Annotated in this window: 25 protein-coding genes; 13 read left to right on the forward strand and 12 right to left on the reverse strand. The window is 71.9% G+C overall.

The annotated features are described in order from the left end of the window. Positions 1-146: 146 nt before the first annotated feature. The gene (locus tag AC0HI0_RS29830; RefSeq protein WP_480926830.1) at positions 147-1,682 is read right to left on the reverse strand and encodes an NsdA family TPR-like regulatory protein; all 1,536 of its coding nucleotides are present in this window, start codon (positions 1,680-1,682) and stop codon (positions 147-149) included. Positions 1,683-1,958: 276 nt separating this feature from the next. Here AC0HI0_RS29830 and AC0HI0_RS29835 point away from each other — a divergent pair, with 276 nt between their 5' ends. The 4 genes from AC0HI0_RS29835 to AC0HI0_RS29850 all read left to right on the forward strand — a co-directional run bounded on the left by AC0HI0_RS29835 (position 1,959) and on the right by AC0HI0_RS29850 (position 6,154). Then, positions 1,959-3,146 carry an ROK family protein gene (locus AC0HI0_RS29835; protein WP_480926831.1) on the forward strand — a complete coding sequence of 396 codons (1,188 nt, stop codon included), beginning with the start codon at positions 1,959-1,961 and terminating at the stop codon, positions 3,144-3,146. Positions 3,147-3,403: 257 nt separating this feature from the next. After that, the gene (locus tag AC0HI0_RS29840) at positions 3,404-3,595 is read left to right on the forward strand and encodes a lasso RiPP family leader peptide-containing protein (protein WP_480926832.1); all 192 of its coding nucleotides are present in this window, start codon (positions 3,404-3,406) and stop codon (positions 3,593-3,595) included. A 4-nt stretch (positions 3,596-3,599) separates the two neighbouring features. Beyond that, positions 3,600-5,426 carry an albusnodin/ikarugamycin family macrolactam cyclase gene (locus tag AC0HI0_RS29845; RefSeq protein WP_480926833.1) on the forward strand — a complete coding sequence of 609 codons (1,827 nt, stop codon included), beginning with the start codon at positions 3,600-3,602 and terminating at the stop codon, positions 5,424-5,426. Further along, positions 5,408-6,154, forward strand: coding sequence for a lasso peptide biosynthesis B2 protein (locus tag AC0HI0_RS29850; protein WP_480926834.1), 747 nt, complete (start codon positions 5,408-5,410; stop codon positions 6,152-6,154). The genes AC0HI0_RS29845 and AC0HI0_RS29850 overlap by 19 nt, the downstream gene beginning before the upstream one ends. A gap of 54 nt (positions 6,155-6,208) precedes the next feature. Here AC0HI0_RS29850 and AC0HI0_RS29855 read toward each other — a convergent pair whose 3' ends face one another. Together AC0HI0_RS29855 and AC0HI0_RS29860 are read right to left on the reverse strand one after the other, a co-directional pair. Further along, positions 6,209-7,072, reverse strand: coding sequence for an aminoglycoside phosphotransferase family protein (locus tag AC0HI0_RS29855; RefSeq protein ID WP_480926835.1), 864 nt, complete (start codon positions 7,070-7,072; stop codon positions 6,209-6,211). Then, positions 7,062-7,844, reverse strand: a complete 783-nt coding sequence (locus AC0HI0_RS29860) for an MrcB family domain-containing protein (protein ID WP_480926836.1) — start codon at positions 7,842-7,844, stop codon at positions 7,062-7,064. Before AC0HI0_RS29860 ends, AC0HI0_RS29855 begins: the two co-directional genes overlap by 11 nt. Before the next feature lie 112 nt (positions 7,845-7,956). On the opposite strand from AC0HI0_RS29860, the gene AC0HI0_RS29865 reads away from it, so the two are divergent. The 3 genes from AC0HI0_RS29865 to AC0HI0_RS29875 all read left to right on the forward strand — a co-directional run bounded on the left by AC0HI0_RS29865 (position 7,957) and on the right by AC0HI0_RS29875 (position 9,542). Then, complete coding sequence (locus AC0HI0_RS29865) at positions 7,957-8,559, forward strand: histidine phosphatase family protein (RefSeq protein WP_480926837.1); 603 nt, start codon at positions 7,957-7,959, stop codon at positions 8,557-8,559. Further along, positions 8,552-9,040: an N-acetyltransferase family protein gene (locus tag AC0HI0_RS29870; RefSeq protein WP_480926838.1), complete on the forward strand. Its 489-nt coding sequence runs from the start codon at positions 8,552-8,554 to the stop codon at positions 9,038-9,040. Before AC0HI0_RS29865 ends, AC0HI0_RS29870 begins: the two co-directional genes overlap by 8 nt. A 136-nt stretch (positions 9,041-9,176) precedes the next feature. Further along, positions 9,177-9,542, forward strand: a complete 366-nt coding sequence (locus tag AC0HI0_RS29875) for a DUF5684 domain-containing protein (RefSeq protein ID WP_480926839.1) — start codon at positions 9,177-9,179, stop codon at positions 9,540-9,542. A gap of 143 nt (positions 9,543-9,685) precedes the next feature. On the opposite strand, the gene AC0HI0_RS29880 is transcribed toward AC0HI0_RS29875, so the two are convergent. From AC0HI0_RS29880 to AC0HI0_RS29890, 3 genes are all read right to left on the reverse strand, one after another. Further along, positions 9,686-10,462 (reverse strand): SAM-dependent methyltransferase, encoded by a 777-nt coding sequence (locus AC0HI0_RS29880; RefSeq protein ID WP_480926840.1) that lies wholly within the window; start codon positions 10,460-10,462, stop codon positions 9,686-9,688. 234 nt (positions 10,463-10,696) lie between these two features. Continuing rightward, positions 10,697-11,440 carry a S1 family peptidase gene (locus AC0HI0_RS29885; RefSeq protein WP_480926841.1) on the reverse strand — a complete coding sequence of 248 codons (744 nt, stop codon included), beginning with the start codon at positions 11,438-11,440 and terminating at the stop codon, positions 10,697-10,699. Between the two features lie 128 nt (positions 11,441-11,568). After that, complete coding sequence (locus AC0HI0_RS29890) at positions 11,569-11,970, reverse strand: hypothetical protein (RefSeq protein WP_480926842.1); 402 nt, start codon at positions 11,968-11,970, stop codon at positions 11,569-11,571. A gap of 254 nt (positions 11,971-12,224) precedes the next feature. On the opposite strand from AC0HI0_RS29890, the gene AC0HI0_RS29895 reads away from it, so the two are divergent. Beyond that, on the forward strand, positions 12,225-13,169 hold the full coding sequence (locus AC0HI0_RS29895; RefSeq protein WP_480926843.1) for a diacylglycerol/lipid kinase family protein: 945 nt from the start codon (positions 12,225-12,227) through the stop codon (positions 13,167-13,169). 269 nt (positions 13,170-13,438) lie between these two features. Next, positions 13,439-13,693 (forward strand): WhiB family transcriptional regulator, encoded by a 255-nt coding sequence (locus AC0HI0_RS29900; RefSeq protein ID WP_015104912.1) that lies wholly within the window; start codon positions 13,439-13,441, stop codon positions 13,691-13,693. A 133-nt stretch (positions 13,694-13,826) separates the two neighbouring features. Here the strand turns inward: AC0HI0_RS29900 and AC0HI0_RS29905 are convergent, their stop codons facing one another. Next, entirely contained in the window at positions 13,827-15,305 is a 1,479-nt protein-coding gene (locus tag AC0HI0_RS29905; RefSeq protein ID WP_480934417.1) for a histidine kinase N-terminal domain-containing protein, read from the reverse strand. Positions 15,306-15,472: 167 nt separating this feature from the next. On the opposite strand from AC0HI0_RS29905, the gene AC0HI0_RS29910 reads away from it, so the two are divergent. Continuing rightward, the gene (locus AC0HI0_RS29910; RefSeq protein WP_096498094.1) at positions 15,473-15,547 is read left to right on the forward strand and encodes a 50S ribosomal protein bL37; all 75 of its coding nucleotides are present in this window, start codon (positions 15,473-15,475) and stop codon (positions 15,545-15,547) included. Positions 15,548-15,660: 113 nt separating this feature from the next. Here AC0HI0_RS29910 and rsrA read toward each other — a convergent pair whose 3' ends face one another. Further along, positions 15,661-15,945 carry a mycothiol system anti-sigma-R factor gene (rsrA, locus tag AC0HI0_RS29915; protein WP_480926844.1) on the reverse strand — a complete coding sequence of 95 codons (285 nt, stop codon included), beginning with the start codon at positions 15,943-15,945 and terminating at the stop codon, positions 15,661-15,663. Continuing rightward, a complete protein-coding gene (locus AC0HI0_RS29920; protein WP_480926845.1) occupies positions 15,942-16,553 on the reverse strand; it encodes a sigma-70 family RNA polymerase sigma factor in 612 nt (203 codons plus the stop codon). The genes rsrA and AC0HI0_RS29920 overlap by 4 nt, the downstream gene beginning before the upstream one ends. 237 nt (positions 16,554-16,790) lie before the next feature. On the opposite strand from AC0HI0_RS29920, the gene ybaK reads away from it, so the two are divergent. Beyond that, positions 16,791-17,267: a Cys-tRNA(Pro) deacylase gene (gene ybaK, locus AC0HI0_RS29925; protein WP_480926846.1), complete on the forward strand. Its 477-nt coding sequence runs from the start codon at positions 16,791-16,793 to the stop codon at positions 17,265-17,267. Between the two features lie 20 nt (positions 17,268-17,287). Here ybaK and AC0HI0_RS29930 read toward each other — a convergent pair whose 3' ends face one another. Then, positions 17,288-17,905, reverse strand: coding sequence for an alpha/beta hydrolase family protein (locus tag AC0HI0_RS29930; RefSeq protein ID WP_480926847.1), 618 nt, complete (start codon positions 17,903-17,905; stop codon positions 17,288-17,290). Next, on the reverse strand, positions 17,902-18,663 hold the full coding sequence (locus tag AC0HI0_RS29935) for an SOS response-associated peptidase (protein WP_480926848.1): 762 nt from the start codon (positions 18,661-18,663) through the stop codon (positions 17,902-17,904). The genes AC0HI0_RS29930 and AC0HI0_RS29935 overlap by 4 nt, the downstream gene beginning before the upstream one ends. A gap of 84 nt (positions 18,664-18,747) precedes the next feature. Here AC0HI0_RS29935 and aroA point away from each other — a divergent pair, with 84 nt between their 5' ends. Both aroA and rsgA read left to right on the forward strand, forming a co-directional pair. Next, the gene (aroA, locus tag AC0HI0_RS29940) at positions 18,748-20,013 is read left to right on the forward strand and encodes a 3-phosphoshikimate 1-carboxyvinyltransferase (protein WP_480926849.1); all 1,266 of its coding nucleotides are present in this window, start codon (positions 18,748-18,750) and stop codon (positions 20,011-20,013) included. Between the two features lie 2 nt (positions 20,014-20,015). After that, on the forward strand, positions 20,016-21,023 hold the full coding sequence (rsgA, locus tag AC0HI0_RS29945) for a ribosome small subunit-dependent GTPase A (protein WP_480934418.1): 1,008 nt from the start codon (positions 20,016-20,018) through the stop codon (positions 21,021-21,023). An 18-nt stretch (positions 21,024-21,041) separates the two neighbouring features. Here the strand turns inward: rsgA and AC0HI0_RS29950 are convergent, their stop codons facing one another. Beyond that, positions 21,042-21,341 carry a hypothetical protein gene (locus AC0HI0_RS29950; protein ID WP_480926850.1) on the reverse strand — a complete coding sequence of 100 codons (300 nt, stop codon included), beginning with the start codon at positions 21,339-21,341 and terminating at the stop codon, positions 21,042-21,044. Between the last annotated feature and the right edge of the window lie 13 nt (positions 21,342-21,354).

Consider the following 21,354-nt stretch of genomic DNA (forward strand, 5'->3'; position numbering starts at 1 on the left):
ACTCTTGGGCCGACACAGGGTGATTCCATCCCGATTGCCGATAGATCTAGCGGCTGTGCCGCTATCCGCAGATCAACGCCGACCGCCTACAGATCATGATCACAGGGCCGGGTGACCTGTGGACGGCATCGGCAAGAGTTCCGGGGTCACGCCTGGGTTCGTGGTCCCATCGCGGGTAGGAGTGCGCCGGAGACGTCCAGGAAGTCACGGACGGCGGGCGACTCGCGGTGCTCCTGGAGACGGGTGCGGAGGTCCGCGACGGCTTCGACGGATCGGGAGGACTTCACGGTCGCGGCGAGTTTGGCGGCGGCCATGCCGGCGGATGCGGCGGCTTCCAGGTCGTGGCGGTCGATCGCGGAGCGGGACATGACGGCTTGGGCCATGGAGCCTCGGCGGGCGCGGTTCTGGCGTTCCGACTCTGCAATCGAGAGGCCGGCGAAGTGGGCGGCCTCGTCGGGGCGCTGGAGGTCGCGGAAGGTGTGGGCGTACTCGCCGTTGAGATATGCCGGGTCGATAAACCTCGCCCACTCGGGCTCGGTGTCGTGGTCGACCTCGGCGAACGCCGTTTCGGACAGGTGCACGCTCCGTGCCGCTGCCTTGGCGTCGCCCATCGCAGCCTCGGCCCGGCCCTGCAACGCCCAGAGGTCGGCCAGGCATGCCTCGGAGTGGCCGTGGACGAGACCGGCGCGGCCGGCCTTGGCGAGCTGGACGGCGTGGTCGGGGTTGCCGGTGAGCGTGGCCTGGTCGGACAGGCCCGCCAGGACGTGCGCGCCCAGCTCGGGACTGCCGGCGGCCTGGGCCAGGCGCAAGGACTGAATGAGGTAGCGCTGGGCCAGGGAGTGCTCCCCGTTGTCGAACGCCATCCACCCCAGCAGGTAGAGCTGTTCCGCGGCTGCCTCGAACAGCGCGCGGCCGTTCTCCGTCGCGGGGTCGTTGCTGCGCAACAACGGCACGACCTGGGACGTCAAGTAGGTGGAGAGCTGTTCGCGGGCGTGGCCTCCGCCGCGCATGACGTCGAGTTCCTGGAACACGCCGAACGTGCGGCGGATGGCCTCGACCTGTTCGCTGCTGATCTTTCCTCGCGCGGCTCCGGCCTCGTCCAGGGTGGCGAGCAGCCAGTCACGGCTGGGGGCGACGGATGCGGCGACGCTGAACAGCGTGCCCGTGAGGAAGGTCCTGCGCTCCATGTCGTGCCTCCCGAGTTCGGCAACCACTTCCACCGTAGACGGGAGGGATGCCGCGTACGAGAGTCCGAATTCGGCTAGTGATTTACCTTGCGTCCCTTGGGTTTCCGCATCGCGGACTTCGTGCACTCCCCAGTTGAACCAGCGCAGGTGTCGGGGTACGTGGAGGGCGTCGCACCACCGTTCGAGGCGTTCCATGTCGGTGACCGGGCGGCGGGTGCGCTCGATCTCGCTGATCCGGCCCTGCGTGAGGAGCAGCCAACCGGCCAGGGTGGCCTGCGGCAACGTGGGGATCTGCGTCCGGCGGTAGGCGCGGAAGACCTGGCCGATGCTGCGGGACTCGAACGCCTCGCGGATGGTCGGCTGAGCCCAGAACTCGGCGGGCAAGATGGGGGCTTTCAGGGCGTAGGCGGCGCTGCATGGGCCGCACTGCGTGCCCGGGTTGTCGCCGGCCAACCAGGTGTCGCATGTGCGACAGCGGCGCTTGCCCGTGCTCACCAGCGCTCTCCTCGTCCTCCCACCTGTATCCGGAGTGTAGTCCGGCGACTCCGGAACGGCGTCGGCCGGCGGAACCTCGCCCGGTCGGCGCCGTTCCGCGTTTCCGGGTGGGCGGGCAAGATCGACTTGTCCGGCCGGCGGCCCGGCGGGTCGGACGGGTTCCGGAATTCGTGGGCCGGCGCATCCGAACTCGACCGTCCTTCAGATTGAAGAAACGGCTGCTATTCTGATTCATCGGGTCTTCGGAATAGGCATTTTTGCGGAGAGGGCGCCCTCATGCGGGAAGCGCGTGAACTCCTGGACGTGCCCGCCCAGGGCCGCGAGTGGAACCGCCGCCGGTTGATCATCGAGATCATGGTCAAATCCGACCGGCAATCGCAGCTCTCCCGGCGCACCGGGTTATCCGGCGGCCAGGTCTCGCAGACGGTCCAGGAGTTGACCGCGGAGGGGATCGTCGAGGTCGACGCGCCGGGCGGGCGGGCCAAGGGCAAGGTGCGGCTGAGCCGGATGCGCGGGGTGGCGGTCGGCATCGACCTCGGGTTCAACCACACTTCCGTGGTGGCCCGGCCGGTCGGTGACCCGCACGACCGGATCACCGTGCGGCACGAGGACTCCGGCGCGAACGTCGGGTTCCGGCGGCTGCTGCCGACCTTGCTCCGGCTCGTCCGGGAAGCCGTCGAGGAGACCGGGCAGGGCATGTCCGACGTGGTGTCGGCGGGCTTGGGCGTGCCGCGCATGGTCGACCCGCGCACCGGGCGGTTCACCACGCCGGTCCTGCCGCCGTGGGAGCCCGAGGACGACCCGGCGGGCGAGGTGGCCGGCGAACTCGGCGTGCCGGTGGTGATGGACAACGACGCCAACCTCGGCGCGCTGGCCGAGCAGACCTACACGTCGGAGGAGGCGGTCGAGCACGTCGTGTACGTGAAGGCGTCCACGGGCGTCGGCATTGGCATCGTCGTGGGCTCGAACCTGGTGCGCGGGCAGCGCGGGATGGCGGGCGAGATCGGCCACCTGACCATCGACCCGCGCGGCGAGATGTGCCTGTGCGGCGGGCGCGGCTGCCTGGACACCATGGTCGGCGCGGAATCGCTGCTGGCCAAGGTCAAGCAGTCGCAGCGCGGCACGTCCCGGGACGTGCCCGCCACGCTGGCCGAACTCGTGCTCCGGGCGCGCAACGGCGACGCGGTGTGCACCCGCGTGCTCAACGACGCCGGCCGGGTCCTGGGCTTCGCCCTCGCCCAGCTGTGCAACCTGATCAACCCGCACCGGATCGTGATCGGCGGGGAGCTGGCCGAGGCCCGGTCCATGCTGCTGGAACCGTGCGGGCAGGAGCTCGCGCGGTTCGCGCTGACCGGCTCGGTCGTGCCGTCGGCGGACTTCGAGCTGCGGGCCAGCACGCTCAGCCCGCACACCGAGGCGCAGGGCGCGCTGATCCTCGGTCTGCGGTCCCGTTCGTCGAAATGAACTCCCGACCGGCCTCCGGAAGGCGTTCCGGGTTCAATTCGACGCAACGCACCCGATGAATTCCGGATTCCGGCGGATCACCCGGTCGAGCTATCCGGCCACGCTCCACCGGCGGTCGCGCCGGCGTTTTCACCGGTGCGCTGTCGGCGGCTGGCTGACGGTTATTTCGCTGCGCTAGGCTGCCGCTCCCGACCAGTACTCCGCTCGCCCACCGCGTCCGGCCGGACCGCGGCCGGAGCCAGATCGAAGGCAACACCATGGACTTCTTCCGCGGCCCTCGCGCGCAGTCACCCGCCACCGATTTCCCGGCGCACCCGAATTCCCCCGCCGGCCCGCCGGACGCGTCCTACGAACCGCCCGTGCTGCTCGACTTCGGCGACGTCCGGCGGGTGACGCTGGGCAGTTCGTCCAGCGGCAACGCGGACGCGAATTCCCAGTACTACTGGTAGACCGGTGGTCTCGCGACCGGTTCGGCGACCGCCCGCACCGCGCGGTCCGGGCCTGCTCGGCGTGCACCCGTCCGGCCGGCCGGACGCGGCGGTGCCGCACGCGACGGCGGTGTGGCCCGACCTGGCGGGTCCGGTGGCCTGGGGGCCGTGGCACGTCGGGGAGTTCCGCACCGCGCGGTGCGCGCAAGGCCGGGTGCTCGTCGTGGGCGACTGCCTGGTGGACGACGAGCGGATGCGCACCGACCTCACCGCCGCCCTGCGCGCCGGCACGCCGGAATCGGTGGCCCGCTGGCCGGGCAGCTACCTCGCCGTCGTGCTGACCGGGCAGGAACTCTTCGCTTTCACCGACCTCGCCGGCCAGTACCCGCTGTACTTCCACCCGGGCCGGGAGTTCGTGTTCGGCACGAGCGCCCGGCACACGGCGTGGGCCGCCGGACTGGACCGGCCGGACCCCGGTTTCGCCGCCGCCGACATCTTCTGCGCCGCGCTGCCCGTGCTCACCCACGGCCGGACCCCGTTGGCGGGCCTGCGCAGGCTGGACGCGGGCGAGTCGCTGCGGGTGTCGGCCACCGGTTCGGCCGTGATCGGCCGCCACGGCCCGCCGCCCGACGAGGTGCTGTCCCCCGACGACTGGGCGCGGCGGCTGCGTGACGCGCTAGACGACGCCGTGGCCGCGCGGATGTCCGGGACCGGGGTGGTCACGGCGGACTTCAGCGGCGGCCTCGACTCGACGTCCATCGCGCTGCTCGCGGCGGCTCACCGGCCCGAGCCGCTGCCGGTGTTCACCTACCACCACCCGGACGTGCCCGCCGACGACCTCGACCACGCGGTGCGCAACGCCGAATCGTCCCCGGGCCTGCGGCTGGAGGTGGTGCGCGGCGCCGCCGGCACCCTGCCGTACCGGGACCTCGCCGGCGCACCGCCGACCGACCTGCCGGATTTCGCGGCGGCCGTGCGCGAGCGCAACCTGCTGCGGCTGCGCCGGGTCGCGCAGGCGGGCGGGCGGCTACACCTCGGCGGGGAGGGCGCGGACGCGCTCCTCGTCGCGCCGCCGTCCTACCTGGGCGACCTGGCCGCCGCCGGACGGGTGCGCCGGCTGCTGGCCGAGTCGCACGCGTGGGCCAGGTTCCGCCAGGACTCGCCGACCAGGGTGCTCAACCGCGCCCTCGCGCTGTCCCGCACGTCGATGCGCCGGGCGCTGCGCGCGTTCGCCCGGCAGCTGCGGCACGGCGACGCCCGGCAGCCGGAGTGGGTGGACGCGATCTCGTGGTGGCCCGCGCCGGGGCTGGAGTCCCGCTGGCTCACCGGTTCCGCACGGCGGTCGCTGGTCGACCTCGTGGACGACCACGCGGCGTCCGCGCCGGACACCGCCGACGCCGGGGTCGCGGACTTCACCGCGTGGCACGACCTGCGCCGGTCCGGCGCGGTGCAGCGGCAGCTCGGCGACCTCGCCCGGCCGTACGGGATCTGGCCGCAGGCGCCGTTCCTGGACAACGGCGTCATCCGGGCGTGCACCGCGCGGCCCGCGCACCACCGGGCCGCCGGCACGGCGGTCAAACCGCTGCTGCGCGCCGCGCTGCACGGGCGCGTGCCGGCCGCCGCGATCGACCGCCGGACCAAGGGCAACTACCTGGGCGAGGAGTACCGGGGCCTCCGGCTGGCCGCGCCCGGCCTGCGGGCCATGCTCAAGGAGTCCCGCCTGGCCGACCTGGGCCTGGTGGAGCCGCGCGAGGTCGTCGCGTCGGTCGAACGGGCCGCTGCGGGCGCCGCCGCACCGCTGCCCGCGCTCAACCGGCTCATCGCGTACGACCTGTGGCTGGGGTCGTCGTGAACGCGGGCAGCGTGGTGCACGTGCCGCGTCACCTCCACGCGGCATGCGCGGCCAGCGGTGCGACGTTCCTGTTGAACGCCAGGTCGGGCCGGTGGCACGTGCTCAACCCGGTGGCGACCGCGCTGTGGCGCGAGTTGGGGAGCGTGGGCGACGTGGAGCGGGTGCTCGCCGCCACGGCGAGCCGGTACCCCGACGCCCTCGGCGACACGGTCCGGCAGGACGCCCGCCAGGCCATCGCGGACATGGTGGCCCGGGGGCTGGTCGCGACCGGCCCGATCGGCACGGGGCCGGGCACGTCGTCGTGCGCCGGGGACCGTCCCGAGGGCCTGCTGACCACCGACCACCTGCCGCGCGCGACGGGCGTGCGGGCGTGGGCGGGCCTGCTGGTCGCGTTGGTGCTGCTGCGGTTGCCGTTCCACGTCACCCTGCGGGTGGTCGGCGCGCTGAACCGGCGGTGGTGCGCGCGGGCCGCGACGGCGGACGAGGTGCTCGCGGTGGTGGCGGCGGTCGACGCGGCGGCGGACCGGCACCCGGGACGGGCGGCCTGCCTGGAACGGTCGCTGGCCGCCGTGGTCGCCGCCGCGCTGTCCCGCCGGCGGCTGCGCTGGGTGCTCGGTGCCGCCGAAGACCCGTGCCGCTTCCACGCGTGGGTGGAGACCGGCGGGATGATGGTCGGCCGGGCTCCGGACTGGTCCGCGGGCGGGTTCGTCCGGGTGCTCTCGGTGTGAGCCACGCGGAAGTGCCCGGAGACGGCGCGAATCGCCGTCCGGGCACCGGGGCTTCTAACGGTCTGCGGCGAATGCCAGCAGTTCTTCCACCGCGCCCTCGGGTCCGCCGTAGGTCAGGTGCCCGATCACCAGGAGCGGCGCGTCCACCTGCGACCAGGTGCGCAGGCGGTCGTGGTCGAGGCCGTACGCGGCGGCGACCCGGGCGCAGCGCTCCTCGATGCTCTCCTTGCCCGCCGCGTCCACCACGTAGTCCATGGCGTCGAAGCACGGATCGCCCACGCACGTCTTCGGGTCGATGGCGACGAGCCCGCGAGGGCCGCCGTCCAGGACATTGCCGGGGTGCAGATCACCGTGCAGGAGAACCGTGGTGGATGCAGTGTCGAGGAGATGTTCGCAGCGCTGCACAGCGAGATCCCAGACGGCGCGATCGACGTGGGCCGCGATGGCGGGCTCGACCAGCCGCCGGCCGATCCGGGCGAACGCCTCCTCCATGCGCCCGCGCAACGTCCGCGCCGGCCCCGCCGGCGGCGGCACCCGGTGCAGCGCGGTCATCAACTCCGCCCACTCCTCGGGCGTGGGCGCGGCCTCCACCCCCGGCACGACGGCCTCCAACAACACCGCCCCGGTCTCCGCCGCCAACACCCCGACCACCCGCCCGGACGGTGCCAACGAGCGCAACATCTCGACCTGCGAGTCCAGGAACCCCTCGTCCGGCGTCAACTTGAGCACGCCCGAGACGCCGTCGGAGGTCGTGCACCGGATGGCCACGGACGACGCACCGTCGTCGTAAGGCTCCCCCAGAACCAGCCCCCACCGTTGCGCCAACGACCCCGCGCGCGCCGGAACTCCAGCACACCACTCCGCCACCTCCGGCCCGAACCGCAGGGACAGGCGCGCGATCAAGTCGTCAACGTTCATCGACCAAGTATCTATAGGTCAACGGGACCAGGTTCTCCCTCACCACCCGCCACGGGTGGACGACGTGCAACGTCCCGCCGGACGCGGTGGGCGAAGCACCACGCGTCAGGGTGATCGAGTGGACGACGGCCAGCATGGTGTTCGGGAACTTGTCCTCGTGCAGTTCGACCTCGTTGCGGGTCAGGATCACCTCGCTGGTCGGCCCCCACCTGCTGGTGGTCCCCTTGACCTCGACGTAGAGGCGCTCGCGGTCGCGCGTGGCGTCCAGGTCGTACGACTCGCGGTCACCGACGTCCTTGACCTCGTAGCCCTTGCCGCGCAGGTGCGCGATGGCCACCTTCACGGCCCGCTGCTCGATCGCCTTCTTCTCCGGCGCGTTGAGCCGCATCCCCTGCCCACCGCGCCGACCACTCCGGCCCGCCGACCGCTCGCTCGCCAGGATGGCGTCCGCCACCTCGGGCGACGGCTCGCCCGGCAGGTCGACTTGCAGGTAGAGCGCGCTGAGCATGGACAGCATGTGCGCGAGGTCGCGCTCCAAGACCGACTCGTCCGGGATGACGTCGACGGCATAGCTGAAAGCGGTGACCATGCCCGCTTCGTAGGCGCTGCCGAGCTTCCGCTTGTGCGACGGCAGGGTGAAGCCGTCCACTCGGTCGAGCCGCACTTCCAGCTGGTCGGCCGGCACGTTGCGCGCCCAGTCGACTCGCAGCCGCAGCTCATCCTTGGGCCGTGACCGGTACTCGCCGTTCACCACGTGGGTCGAGCCCTGCATCAACGGACTGGAGCCGTAAGACGTCCTCTAGTAGGTCACGCACACCACGGAAAGTAGTCGATGTGATCTTCCGCAAAGGCACGTTCACCGTCCCGACACTAGGATCGGCCAGGTGTCCTCTCACGTTTACCTGCTCCGCCACGGCCAGACCGAGTGGTCCGAGAGCGGGCGGCATACCGGGCGTTCCGACATTCCCCTGACCGGTGAAGGGGTTCAGCAGGCGCGGCGGGCGGGGGCGGTGCTGGCCCGGTTGCGGGGGACGGATCGGCCGGCCGCCCTGGTATTGAGCAGTCCTCGGGAACGGGCTTGGCGGACGGCCGAGCTGGCCGGGTTGGAGGCCGAGCGGACCGAGGACCTCGCCGAGTGGGACTACGGCGACTTCGAGGGGCTGACCACGCCGCAGATCCGGGAGACGGTGCCCGGCTGGACGGTCTGGACCCACCCCGTCCCGGGCGGCGAGACGCACGACGCCGTGCGGGTGCGCGCCGAGGGCGTCGTCGCCCGCGCCCGGCAGGCGCTGGCCGGCGGGGACGTGGTGCTCGTCGGCCACGGGCACTTCAGCCGGGTGCTGATCGCGACCTGGCTCGGGCTCCCGCCCGAGCAGGGCGTCCACTTCGGACTCGACCCGGCCGGCCTGACCGTGCTCGGCGACGAGCGGGGCGACCCGCAGGTGCGCCGGTTGAACGTGCCCGCCTGGGAGGTCGACGTTGACTGACCCCCGGATCCGCCGGGCCCGGCCCGCCGACGTGCCGGCGATCGTGGGGCTGGTCCGGGAACTCGCCGAGTACGAGCACGCCCGCGACGAGTGCCTGCTCACCGCCGACCAGCTGCACGGCGCGCTGTTCGGCGACGCCCCGGCGCTGTTCGGCCACGTGGCCGAGGTGGACGGCCGGGTGGTCGGGATGGCGTTGTGGTTCCTCAACTTCTCCACCTGGCGCGGCTCGCACGGCATCTACCTGGAGGACCTCTACGTCCGGCCGGACCAGCGCGGCGGCGGCCTGGGCAAGGCGCTGCTCCAGGCCCTCGCCCGGGAGTGCGTGGCACGGGGCTACGCGCGGTTCGAGTGGTCGGTGCTGGACTGGAACGAGCCCGCGATCGGCTTCTACAAGTCGCTGGGCGCGGTCCCGATGGACGAGTGGACGGTGTTCCGGCTCGCCGACGAGCCGCTTGCCTTGCTCGGCAACGTCGACAGTTGATCTCGAAAGCCTCACGAAACGGCCAAGGTCACCCATTCGTGTGGTGACTGTTGACAGTGTCACCGACCGTGTCCGCCTTCGGATCCCCGGTGCGGGACTCTCCCGCCCCGAAGGCCGACCGGAAGGAAGTTCTGTCGTGAACCAGACCGACGCGTCCATCGGCATCGTCCCGATCATCATCAGCCTGGTGATCGCCGTGCTGATGATCGCGGCAATGTGGAAGGTGTTCGCCAAGGCCGGTCAGCCCGGCTGGGCGGCCATCATCCCGATCTACAACATCTACGTGCTGCTGAAGGTGGCGGGTCGCCCCGGCTGGTGGCTGATCCTGTTCCTCATCCCCGTGGTGAACTTCATCCTGCTGATCGTCGTGTCGCTCGACGTGGCGAAGGCGTTCGGCAAGAGCGGCGCGTTCGGCATCGTCGGCCTGTGGCTGTTCGGGTTCATCGGCTACCCGATCCTGGGCTTCGGCGACGCCCGCTACCAGGGCCCGGCCCGCGCCTGATCCGCGCCTGAACCGCTGCGCCGGACCTCCCGTCCCCCGAACTGCCGGGAGGTCCGGCGCGCCGGAACACCGACGCGCCGCAGCACGGGAGGTGTTGGCGCGTCAGGACATCCCGGGTGCGGTAAGGGACGGGTGGGCGGCGGTCAGCGCTTGACGCCCACGGCGCCGTAGCTGACGGTCTCCGCGCCGGTCGCCGCCTCGCCCTCGCCGTGCCACTTGGCGGCCAGCACCAGGCCAGGCTCCAACAGGTCGAAGCCCGCGAGCAGCGGCTCGATCTCGGCCCGCGACCGGGCCACGACCGGGGTCAGCGTCTCCGCCGCCACGCCGACCAGCTTCTCCACCATGTCGGGCTGCACGTCCGCGGTCAGGTGGCTGACCACCAGGTGGCTGCCGGGCGCCATCGCGGCGCGGTAGCGGGCCACCACGTCGGCGGGCCGGTCGTCGTCGGTCAGGTACGGCAGAACGCCCACCATCAGCACGGCCACCGGCCGGCTCAGGTCGAGCAGGGCGCGCACCTCGGGCGAGCACAGCACGGCGGTCAGGTCGCGCAGGTCGGCTTCCGCGACGGCGACGTTCGGCGCGTCGCGCAGCATCGTCCGCCCGTGGGCGACGGTCGCGGGCTCGTTGTCCACGTAGACCACGCGGCACGCCGGGTCGGCTCGCAGGGCGACCTCGTGCACGTTGCCGGCGGTCGGGATGCCGGAGCCGAGGTCGAGGAACTGGCGGACGCCGTCGGCCACGCACCGCAGGACCGCCCGGCGCAGGAACGCCCGGGTGTGCTGGGCGATGGCCGCGGCGGGGACGATCTTCATGGACTGCTCGGCGAACTCGCGGTCGACCGCGAAGTTGTGCGCGCCGCCGAGGTAGTAGTCGTACAGCCGGGCCAGGTTGGGGCGTTCGGCATCACTGCCAGATGACACCCACCTCGGGGGGTTCTGCACTGCGCACCTCACCCTGCCTGGCTCCCGGAGCGGCGCGAACGCCTGCCAGACGGTATCCGGCTACTCCGTTCGTGTCCATCCGCCAAACGTGAACACGCAGGGTGATTGTGACTGGTGAAGCGGCGAAAGCCAAACCCGGTGGTGCCCCGACCGAGGGGGCGATGCAGGGGGAAGAACGGGGGTCAACCCCCTCGGTCGGGAAACCCTTGTCCGTCAGACGCCGGCGTAGGAGCGGATCCAGTCGCGGTAGCGCGTGACGGCGGTGTAGTTCGACGTGCTGGAGCGGTCGCTCGTGGACGCCACGCCGACCTGGTAGTACTTGCCGTCCACCGGGCTGGTCGCGAACATCGGGCCGCCCGAGTCGCCACCGGCCGCGATGCCGTTGACCCGGGTCACCGTGATGGCGACGCCGCCCCGGTAGTCCCGCCCGTTGACGTTGGTCACCCGGGTGTCGGCGACCTTGAGGTAGCGGGCCTGGCAGTTGATCTCGGGCTGGTTGGTGCAGGTCGCACCCCAGCCGAACAGCTGCACGGTCTGGCCGTTGGCCACCGCGCTGGTGGTGCCCAGCGGGGCGTAGGTGGCCGACACCGAGCGGTCGATCTGCGCCAGGGCGAGGTCGACCGACGGGTGCTGGATGATCCTGGTCGCGGTGACCAGGGTGCCGCCGGTGGTCTGGTCGAGGCTGCCGACCCGGAAGGTGTAGGTGCCGGAGCTGGCCACGCAGTGCTGCGCGGTCAGGATCCAGGTCGGGGCGATGATGGTGGCGGTGCAGTTCTGCTGGCCGTTGCGGAACAGCCGGGCCGCCCAGGGGGCGCTGGAGGCGTTGCCGCCACCGATGATGTAGGGCTGGACGTCCTGGGCCTGCGCGGCAGCGGGGGCCAGGGTGGTCAGCGCCAGGGCGGACAACAGCGCGGTGGCGGCTCCGGCCACCGCGGTCAGGGCGCGGTTCAATCGCATGTACTCGTCACCTCAACGAACGCAGGGAGTGGTGAAAAACACCACTCGCAGCGTCACTCATGGAAGTGCACGAGAACACCCTCCGTTAGTCGGCGATCACCCAGCCGATGGTCGGCGTCCGAATGGCACTACTCGTCGGTTTCGTCCACCCCGAGCGCCCACCGCCGCACCGGGTTGGTGAACAGCAGGACGATCACGCCCACCACGTACAGGCCGAGCAGCGCGCCGTAGAGCTGCTGCCCGGACGGGCCGTACGCGTACCAGGCGACGCCCAGCAGGATCAGCTGCACGACGATCGACGGCGTGCGCGCCCAGTGCTTCCCGAGCACCAGGCCGATCCCGGCGGCCAGCACGCCCCCGTAGAGCACCACGAAGTACGCGGCTTCGCCGAGCACGTTCACGACCCGCTGTTCGGCGTCGAACGCGTTGACGACCAGGACGACCGCGAAACCCAGGCCGACGAGCGCTTCCAGGGCGGTCAGCACACCGGCGGCGCGGACCTCGCGCGGGACCTGCTTCGACTGCGTCACGCTGGGCCTTTCCTCACGGTGCGTACTCGTCACGCATCGTAGGCCACCCGGTTGGCGAGTCCCGTTCCGCCGCCGCGAGGGCGAAGATCAAGGGGTTCCTTGGCGAGCCGGCGGTCGGGCCGGGGTGCACTTGTCCCGGGAACCACCGCAGCGGCACGCGGGAAAGGAGATCTGGACCACTTTGGTGCGCTCTGAACCTCCTACCGGGTGACACGCGATCTGTCCCAGGTCACGCGCTGTCCTACCCTCTAGTAGTGCGCGCTCTTCTGGTGGTCAACCCGCAGGCGACGGCGACCACGCCTGCCGGCCGGGACGTGCTGGCGCACGCGCTGGCCAGTGACGTGAAGCTCGACATCGTCGAGACGGACTACCGCGGGCACGCGGCGGACGCCGCCGCGCAGGCCGTGCTGGACGCGTACGACCTCGTCGTCGCGCACGGCGGCGACGGCACGGTGAACGAGGTCGTCAACGGGGTGCTGCGGCACGGCGCGGGGCCGGGCGTGCCGATGCTGGGCGTCGTGCCCGGCGGTTCGGCGAACGTCTTCGCCGGCGCGCTGGGGTTGCCGCGCGACCCGGTCGAGGCCACTTACCGCCTGCTGCAGGCGATCGAGCACGGCACGAGCCGCAAGGTCGGGCTCGGCCGCGTCTCGTCGGCGGGCGCCGGCCACTCGCACGACCGCTGGTTCACCTTCAACGCGGGCGTCGGCTGGGACGCCGACGTGGTCGCCGGGGTCGAGGCGCAGCGCGCGAAAGGCCGCGACGCCTCACCGGCCCTTTACGTGCGCACCGCTTTCGCCAGTTACGTCGCGCAGCGCCGGCACCCGTCGAAGCTGACCGTGCGCATCCCCGACGAGGAGCCGTTCGAGGACGTGCGGCTCGCGTTCGTCTCGAACACCGATCCGTGGACCTACTTGAAGGACAAGGCGATCCGGCTCAACCCGAGCACGTCGTTCGACGGCGGGCTGGGCCTGTTCGCGCTGCGCGCCATGGGGTTGCCGACGATCACCCGGTACGTCGCGCACCTGCTGGCCACCGACGGCAACCCCAAGGGCGGGAACTTGTTGCGCCGCGACGACGTTGAGTTCGTCCGGGTGACGAGTCCGGAACCGGTCAACCTCCAGGTGGACGGGGACCTGCTCGGCTCCTGCACGGAGGTGGAGTTCACCTCGGTGCCGCGCGCGTTGACCGTTGCCGTGTGACCATGGTGTGAGCACCGGAGAACACGTCCGGGTGGCACGTGACCGTGGTGTGACCCGCGCGCTACCCATCCGCGATGTCCTGGCCTGCCAAGACACCGCTCGGTGAAAGCCGGGATGAACCCAGTCGATCTTTCGGGTGAGTTCACTCACCGGGTTAGTGCTAACCCCTTGACTTCCTGGCCGTTCGTGAAAGCATTCACAAGCACCCCAAAAACCGACCGCTGACGACCGGCGTGCCTTCGCGCGCGCCTAGCTGAGGAGTAGTTCCAATGGACTGGCGCCACCGCGCGATCTGCCGCGACGAGGACCCCGAGCTGTTCTTCCCCGTTGGGAACAGCGGTCCCGCGCTGCTTCAGATCGCCGAGGCGAAGACCGTCTGCCGCCGTTGTCCCGTCGTCTCCGACTGCCTCGCGTGGGCGTTGGAGAGCGGCCAGGACGCCGGCGTGTGGGGCGGGATGAGCGAAGACGAGCGCCGCGCCCTCAAGCGTCGCAACGCCCGCACCAGGGCTCGCAGCAACGCCTGAGCGTCGCCGCGCAACACGCACACGAAAGGCCCGACACCGTGCCAGGTGTCGGGCCTTTCGTCTTGTTGCACACCCTCCCGCATGACCACGTGACTTCGCTGAGGTAGGTCGTCACGTGTGCACGGGGGTTAGTTTAACGCCGTGCTCTGAGGGGCACGCGCAGGACCGCCTCTGTACCGCCTCGGGGCCGGCGCCGCAAGCTCAGACTGCCCCGCAACTCGGACTCCACCAGCGTCCGGACGATCTGCAACCCGAGCCGGTCGGTGCGCTCCAGCGAGAAGCCGGGCGGCAGTCCGCGCCCGTCGTCCGAGATCACCACGTCGAGCCACTTCGCGGAGCGCTCGGCGTGCACCACGACCTCGCCGTGCTGGCCGGCGGCGTAGGCGTGCTCGAACGCGTTCTGCACGAGTTCGGTCAGCACCATCACCAACGGCGTCGCCAGCTCCGCGGGCACGATGCCGAACGGGCCCTCCCGGCGCACCACCACCTTGGACTCGGTGGCCGCCACGTCGGACATCATCGGGATCACCTTGTCGACCACGTCGTCCAGGTCGACCCGCTCGTCCACCGACATGGACAGCGTCTCGTGCACCAGCGCGATGGACGTGACCCGGCGCACCGATTCGGCCAGGGCCTCCCGCGCCTCCTCCGAACTCGTCCGCCGGCTCTGCAACCGCAGCAGCGCGGCGACGGTCTGGAGGTTGTTCTTCACCCGGTGGTGGATCTCCCGGATGGTCGCGTCCTTGGACATCAGCGCGCGGTCCCGGCGGCGCACCTCGGTGACGTCCCGGCACAGCACCAGCGCGCCGGCCGCGCTCCCCCTCGGCCGCAGCGGCAGTGCCCGGAACAGCACGGCTGCCCCGCGCCGCGACTCCGCCTCGATCCGCATGCTCGGCTGCCCGTCCAGCGCGGACCGGATCCGCTGGGCGACCTCGGTCGCGTCGAACGGGTCGCCGATCAGCGAGCGGGTCAGCGGGGCCAGGTGCACGCCGACGAGGTCGGAGGCGTGCCCCATCCGGTGGTAGGCGCTGAGCGCGTTGGGGCTGGCGAACACCACCGCGCCCGAGGAGTCCAGCCGGATCAGCCCGTCGCCGACGCGCGGGCTGGTGTGCACGTCGGGCGACGGCTCGGTGGTCGGGAACGTGCCGTCGGAGATCATCTGGCACAGGTCGGCGGCGCTGCCCAGGTAGGAGATCTCCAGCGGGCTGGGCACCCTCGGCACGGCCAGGTTGGTGTTGCGGCTGAGCACGGCGATCACCTCGTCGTGCCGCTTGACCGGGATGGCCTCCCGGCGCACCGGCACGCCCAGGTGCCAGCGCGGGTCCTCCTCGCGGCAGATCCGCGACTCGGACATCGCCCGGCGCAGCTGCGGGTGCTCGTCCACCTGGACGGTGCTGCCCACCACGTCCTCGGGGTGCGCGGTGGGGGCCGTCGTCGGCCGCGCCTGCGCCACGCACAGGAAGGTGGTGTCGTCCAGCGGCACCCACATCAGGAAGTCGGCGAAGCTGAGGTCGGAGAGCAGCTGCCACTCCGCCACCACGAGCTGCAGGTGGTCGACGGCCGCGCCGGAGAGCCTGGTGTGCTCGGCGAGCAGGTCGGTGAGCGTGGACAGGGCTACCCCACCACCGCTGTGCGCGCGGCGGCGCGCGCCGCCCGGATCCGCTCGACCATCCCACTCCTTCGTCCGCCGCCCATCCAACCACGGTTCAGGCCGCGCGCCGGGCGCGCGGGCGCACGTGACACACTGGGGTGAAGCAATCTGAGTACGAGGAGAACCCCATGTCGAAGCGTGCCCGCAAGCGCCGCGACCGCAAGAAGGGTGGCGCGAACCACGGGAAGCGCCCCAACGCCTGATTCGACAGGTGCGGTCAAGGGCCGTCCGGAGCACTCGCTCCGCGACGGCCCTTTCGCGTTCCGGTGCGAAAAAGCCCCGGAACCTCGGCTCCGGGGCTGAACGTGAGCGAAATTCACTCGACGCCGGTGGTGCGCACCTCTACCTCGACGGTGACCTGGCGAATCCGCGCGCGCAGTCGCTGCTTCAACTCCTCGGGCGCGAGTTCACCGCCGCACTTCTTGGCCAGCAGCGCCTTCAGGTGCTCCTCCAGGCCGTATTCCTCAAGGCACGGGTGGCACTCCTCCAGGTGCGTCTGCAACAACGCTTTACGCCGTTCGTCGCATTCGTGGTCGAGGAACAACCACACCTCGGAGAGCACTTCCGAGCAATCGGTCTCGTGGGGTTCGCCGCAGCTCATCGGCCCGCCACCTCCGACCGGCCCTGCTCCTGCCCGCGCAGGAAACCGCGCTCGCGTGCGACGTCGGCCAGCTGCTCGCGCAACTGCCTGCGGCCCCGGTGCAACCGGGACATCACGGTGCCGATCGGGGTGCCCATGATGTCTGCGATCTCCTTGTAGGCGAAGCCTTCGACGTCCGCCAGGTACACCGCGATCCGGAACTCCTCGGGCAACCGCTGGAGAGCTTCCTTCACGTCCGAGTCGGGCAGCCGGTCCATGGCGTCCATCTCGGCCGAGCGCAGCCCGGTCGAGGTGTGGCTCTCCGCCTGGGCCAACTGCCAGTCGGTGATCTCCTCGGTCGGCTGCTGCAACGGCTGGCGCTGCTTCTTGCGGTACCCGTTGATGTAGGTGTTGGTGAGGATGCGGTACAGCCAGGCTTTGAGGTTGGTGCCGGCGGAGAACGACGCGAAGGCGGCGTACGCCTTCAGGTACGTCTCCTGGACCAGGTCCTCGGCATCGGCCGGGTTGCGGGTCATCCGCAGGGCAGCCGAGTACAACTGGTCGAGCATCGGCATCGCGTCGCGCTCGAAACGCGCGGCGCGCTCGGCCGTTGTCTCGTCAGTCGGCATGTCCTGCGTTCGCGTGGCTGGCACCGCGCTCCCTTCCCACCGGCCGGCGGGCGCGGTGGCTGAAACTGTCTGGGACGCGTTCGAGGATACGCGCCGGTCGCCGGGCCGGCAGTGAGCCGAACCACGCGGCGGCCGGGCCGCACCGGGCCTGTTGACCTGCTGTTCCATCACCTCGGTTGCCACGTCACCGACAACGCGTGCGACAACCTGGGCATTCCCCGGCTAGGGTGCGCGATCATGGCTGGACGAGGGACGCCTGCCACGGCGTTGCTGGACAAGCAGAAGGTGGCGCACGCGCTGCACGCGTACGAGCACGACCCGCGCCACGAGTCCTACGGGCTCGAAGCGGCCGAGGCGCTCGGTATTTCACCCGGACGGGTGTTCAAGACGCTGGTCGCCGAGGTGGACGGCAAGCTCGCCGTCGGCGTGGTCCCGGTCACCGGCCAGCTGGACCTGAAAGCGCTGGCCGCGGCGGTGGGCGGCAAGAAGGCGAAGATGGCCGAGGTGGCGGCGGCCGAGCGCGCGACGGGCTACGTGGCGGGCGGCATCTCGCCGCTGGGCCAGAAGAAGCACCTGCCGCTGGTGCTCGACCTCTCGGCCGAGGCGTTCGACACCATCTACTGCTCGGCCGGGCGTCGCGGCCTGGAGGTCGAGATCGCGCCGGCCGACCTGGTGCGGCTGACCCGGGCCGTGGTGGCCCGGATCTCGGCGTAGGCCGAGGTCGGCGGCCCGGCTCAGTCCAGCGGGAGCGGGCGCAGGATGCGGTCCAGCCACTCCCCGACCGCCCGGTGCAGGCCCTCCAGGTCGGCCTTGAGGTTGTGGTCGCCGGGCAGCAGCACCACCTCGCGGTGGTGCGCCGCCTCCGGCTGCCCGAACGGGTCCCGCTCGCCCTGCACGACCAGGGTGGCCACGTCGACGCCGTCCAGCTCGGGCAGCCGGCTCTTGTCCGGCTTGCCGGGCGGGTGCACCGGGAACGCCAGGCACAGCACGGCCACCGCTTGGCCCTGCGCCGCCGTGCGGCAGGCCACCCGCGCGCCCGACGACCGGCCGCCGAACAGCAGCGGCATCTCGTCGAACCAGCGCGCGCCCAGGTCTTCCGCCACCGCCAGCCACGCCGCGTCCAGCTGCTTGGCCGGTGCCGGGGCGCGCCGGCCGGCCACCCGGTAGGGCTGCTCGACCAGCGCCACGTGCACCCCCGCGTCCACCGCCGCACGGGTCGCCGCCACCAGGTCCGGCGCGGCGATCCCGCCGCCGGCCCCGTGCCCGAGCAGCAGCCCCGCCCGCCCCTCGGGCGCGCAGTGCAGCTCGGCGCGGGCGGGGCCGTGCGGCGTGTCGACGGTGGTGGAGGTCATGACGGCTCGAACAGGGTGGGTTCGGGCTGCTCGTCCTCGGTCAGCCGCACCGCGTCCATCAGCGACGGGTCGTTGTTCTTGACGTTGTTGACCTTCGTGGACACCGGCCGCAGCTCGAAGCTGTCGACCAGGTCCAGGTCCGGCACCAGCAGGTCGCTCGGGTCGGTGCTGTCCGGGTTCAGCCACGCCGACCAGCGGTCGCGCGGCAGCACCAGCGGCATCCGGTGGTGCACCCGGGTCATCTCGCCGATCGCGTCCGCGGTCAGCACCGCGCAGGTGACGACCGGCGTGCGCTCGTCGCCGTCCTGCTGCCACCACACCGACCAGATGCCGGCCATGGCGAGGCTGGAGTCGTCGCCCGGGTTGATGAAGTACGGCTGCTTGCGGCCCTCGCCGGGCTGCCACTCGTACCAGCCGGCCGCCGGGATGATGCACCGGCGCTTGGCCGCCGAGGTCTTGTAGGCGGGCTTCTCCAGCACGCTCTCCGACCGGGCGTTGATCATCTTGGCCGCGCCGGAGAGGTCCTTGGCCCAGTGCGGGACCAGACCCCACCGCATCACCCGCACGCTGCGCTCGACCACGTCCGGGTCGGCGTTGCCCTCGTCGTCCTTGGGGTGGCGCTCCACGACCGCGAGCACCGACTTGGTCGGTGCCACGTTGAAGTCCGGGCCGGGCGCGTCGCCCTCGGTGCCGTCCACCGCGTCGAACTCCGCCGCCAGCAGCGCCGGGTTCTTGGTGGAGGCGTACCTGCCGCACAAAACCGATCACCTCCGATTGGCCATCGTCGCACGTGGGAACAACCGGTGCGAGCCGCCGACCACCCCATGCGGAATCATCAGGACATGACTTCGCAGTGGTCCGCTCCCACCGCCCACGGCCCCGTGCACGCGACGGTACCCGTGCCGGGCTCCAAGTCGATCACCAATCGCGCCCTGGTGCTGTCCGCGCTGGCCGACGGGCCGTCCGCGCTGCACGCCCCGCTGCGCAGCCGGGACACCACCCTGATGGCCGCCGCGCTGGTCGCGCTGGGCGTCGGGATCGAGGACGGGCCGGACGGGTCGTGGCTGGTCACACCGGGCGCGCTGCGCGGTCCGACGGCGGTGGACTGCGGGCTCGCGGGCACCGTGATGCGGTTCCTGCCGCCGGCCGCGGCGCTGGCCGTGGGCGAGGTCGTGTTCGACGGCGACGAGCACGCGCGGGTCCGCCCGATGGGCACGATCCTCGACGCGCTGCGCGCGCTGGGCGCGGACCTCGACGGCGAGGCGCTGCCGTTCACCCTGCACGGCAAGGGCGGGCTGCCCGGCGGCGAGGTCACCATCGACGCGTCGGCGTCGTCCCAGTTCGTCTCCGGCCTGCTGCTGTCGGCGGCCCGGTACGAGAGCGGCGTGACCGTGCTGCACGACGGCAAGCCCGTGCCGTCCCTGCCGCACATCGAGATGACCGTGTCGATGCTGCGCGCGGCGGGCGTGGTGGTGGACGACGCGGAGCCGAACGCGTGGCGGGTCGAACCCGGCCCGATCGGCGCGCGGGAGTGGCACGTCGAGCCGGACCTGTCGAACGCGACGCCGTTCCTGGCCGCCGCCGCGGTGACCGGCGGCGAGGTCACCATCCCCGGCTGGCCGTCGACCACCACCCAGCCCGGCGGCGCGGTGCGCGGGATCTTCGAGCGGTTCGGCTGCGAGGTCTCGCTGGACGAGCGCGGCCTGACCGTGCGCGGGCCGCGCCGGCTGACCGGCGTGGACGTCGACCTGCGCGACGAGAGCGAGCTGACCCCGACCGTCGCCGCGCTGGCCGCGCTGGCCGAGGGGCGCACGCACATCCGGGGCGTCGCGCACATCCGGGGCCACGAGACCGACCGGATCGCCGCGCTGGCCGCCGAGGTCAACCGGCTCGGCGGCGACGCCGAGGAGACCGAGGACGGACTGGTCATCACCCCGCGCCCGCTGCACGGCGGCACGTGGCGGGCCTACGCCGACCACCGGATGGCGACCGCGGGCGCGATCGTCGGGCTGGTCGTGCCGGGCGTCGAGGTGGACGACATCGGGTCCACCACCAAGACCATCCCGGACTTCCCGGGCATGTGGGCGACGATGCTCGGGACGCGCTGACCGTGGCCCGCGACTGGCACCGGCTGGACGAGTCCGACGTCCGGGTGCGCCCCGGCAAGGGCACCCGACCGCGCAGCAAGCGCCGCCCCGAGCACGCCGACGCGGTGACCGCGATGGTGGTCGCGGTGGACCGGGGGCGGTGGACGTGCGCGGTGGACGACGACCCGGACCGCCTGGTGGTCGCCATGCGGGCGCGTGAGCTGGGCCGCACCCCGGTCGTGGTGGGCGACCGGATCGGGCTGGTCGGCGACACGTCCGGGCAGCCGGACACGCTGGCGCGCATCGTGAAGGTCAACGACCGGCTGTCCGTGCTGCGGCGCACCGCCGACGACACCGACCCGTTCGAGCGGGTGGTGGTCGCCAACGCCGGGCAGCTGGTGATCGTGTGCGCGCTGGCCGACCCCCAGCCGCGCCGGGGTTTCATCGACCGGTGCCTGGTGGCGGCCTACGCGGGCGGGCTGGAACCGCTGCTGTGCTTGACGAAGTCCGACCTCGCCTCGCCGGACGAGCTGATCGCCGCGTACGCGGAGCTGAACCTGCCGGTGGTGGTGACCCGGTCCGACGAGGACCCGGGCGCGCTGCGGGAACGCCTGGTGCACCGGCTGTCCGCGCTGATCGGCCACTCCGGGGTGGGCAAGTCGACCCTGGTGAACCGGCTGGTGCCGGACGCGAACCGGGCGGTGGGCGTGGTCAGCGGCGTCGGCAAGGGCCGGCACACCTCGACCCAGGCGGTGGCGCTGCCGCTGCCCGAGGGCGGGTGGGCGGTGGACACGCCGGGCATCCGGTCGTTCGGGCTGGCGCACATCACCCCGGACGACATCGTCGGCGCGTTCCCGGACATGAAGGCGATGGCCGAGGAGTGCCCGTCGGGGTGCGGGCACCTGGGCGCGCCCGAGGACCCGGACTGCATGCTGGACGAACTGGTCACCACCGGCGAGGCGTCACCGGGCCGGCTCGCCTCGCTGCGCCGGCTGCTGGAGTCGCGCGGCAAGTTCGAGGAGTACGACTAGCGACCGGCCCGGCCCGCGTCACGCCTTGTCGGGCGGCAGCGTGGGCGGGTTGAAGCTCGCGAGGATGCGTTCGGCCGGGATCTCGCCGACGTACTGCACGCACGTGCACGGCGCGGCGTGCGCGCCGACGTACTTGATCTTGGCGCTGGTGGTGCCGTGGCACTTGCCGTGCTCGTCGTGGAACGACAGGCCGTGCTCGCAGCCCTCGCAGATCGCGCGCGGGGGGCCGGTCGGCGGGCGCCGGCGGCCGGTCAGGTGGCCGAGACCGAAGGCGGCCAGGGCGACGACCGCTCCGACGATCAGCGTGACGGGGTCCATCGGGTGATCCTGT

It is taken from the genome of Saccharothrix sp. NBAS 001 (genome assembly GCF_056640475.1).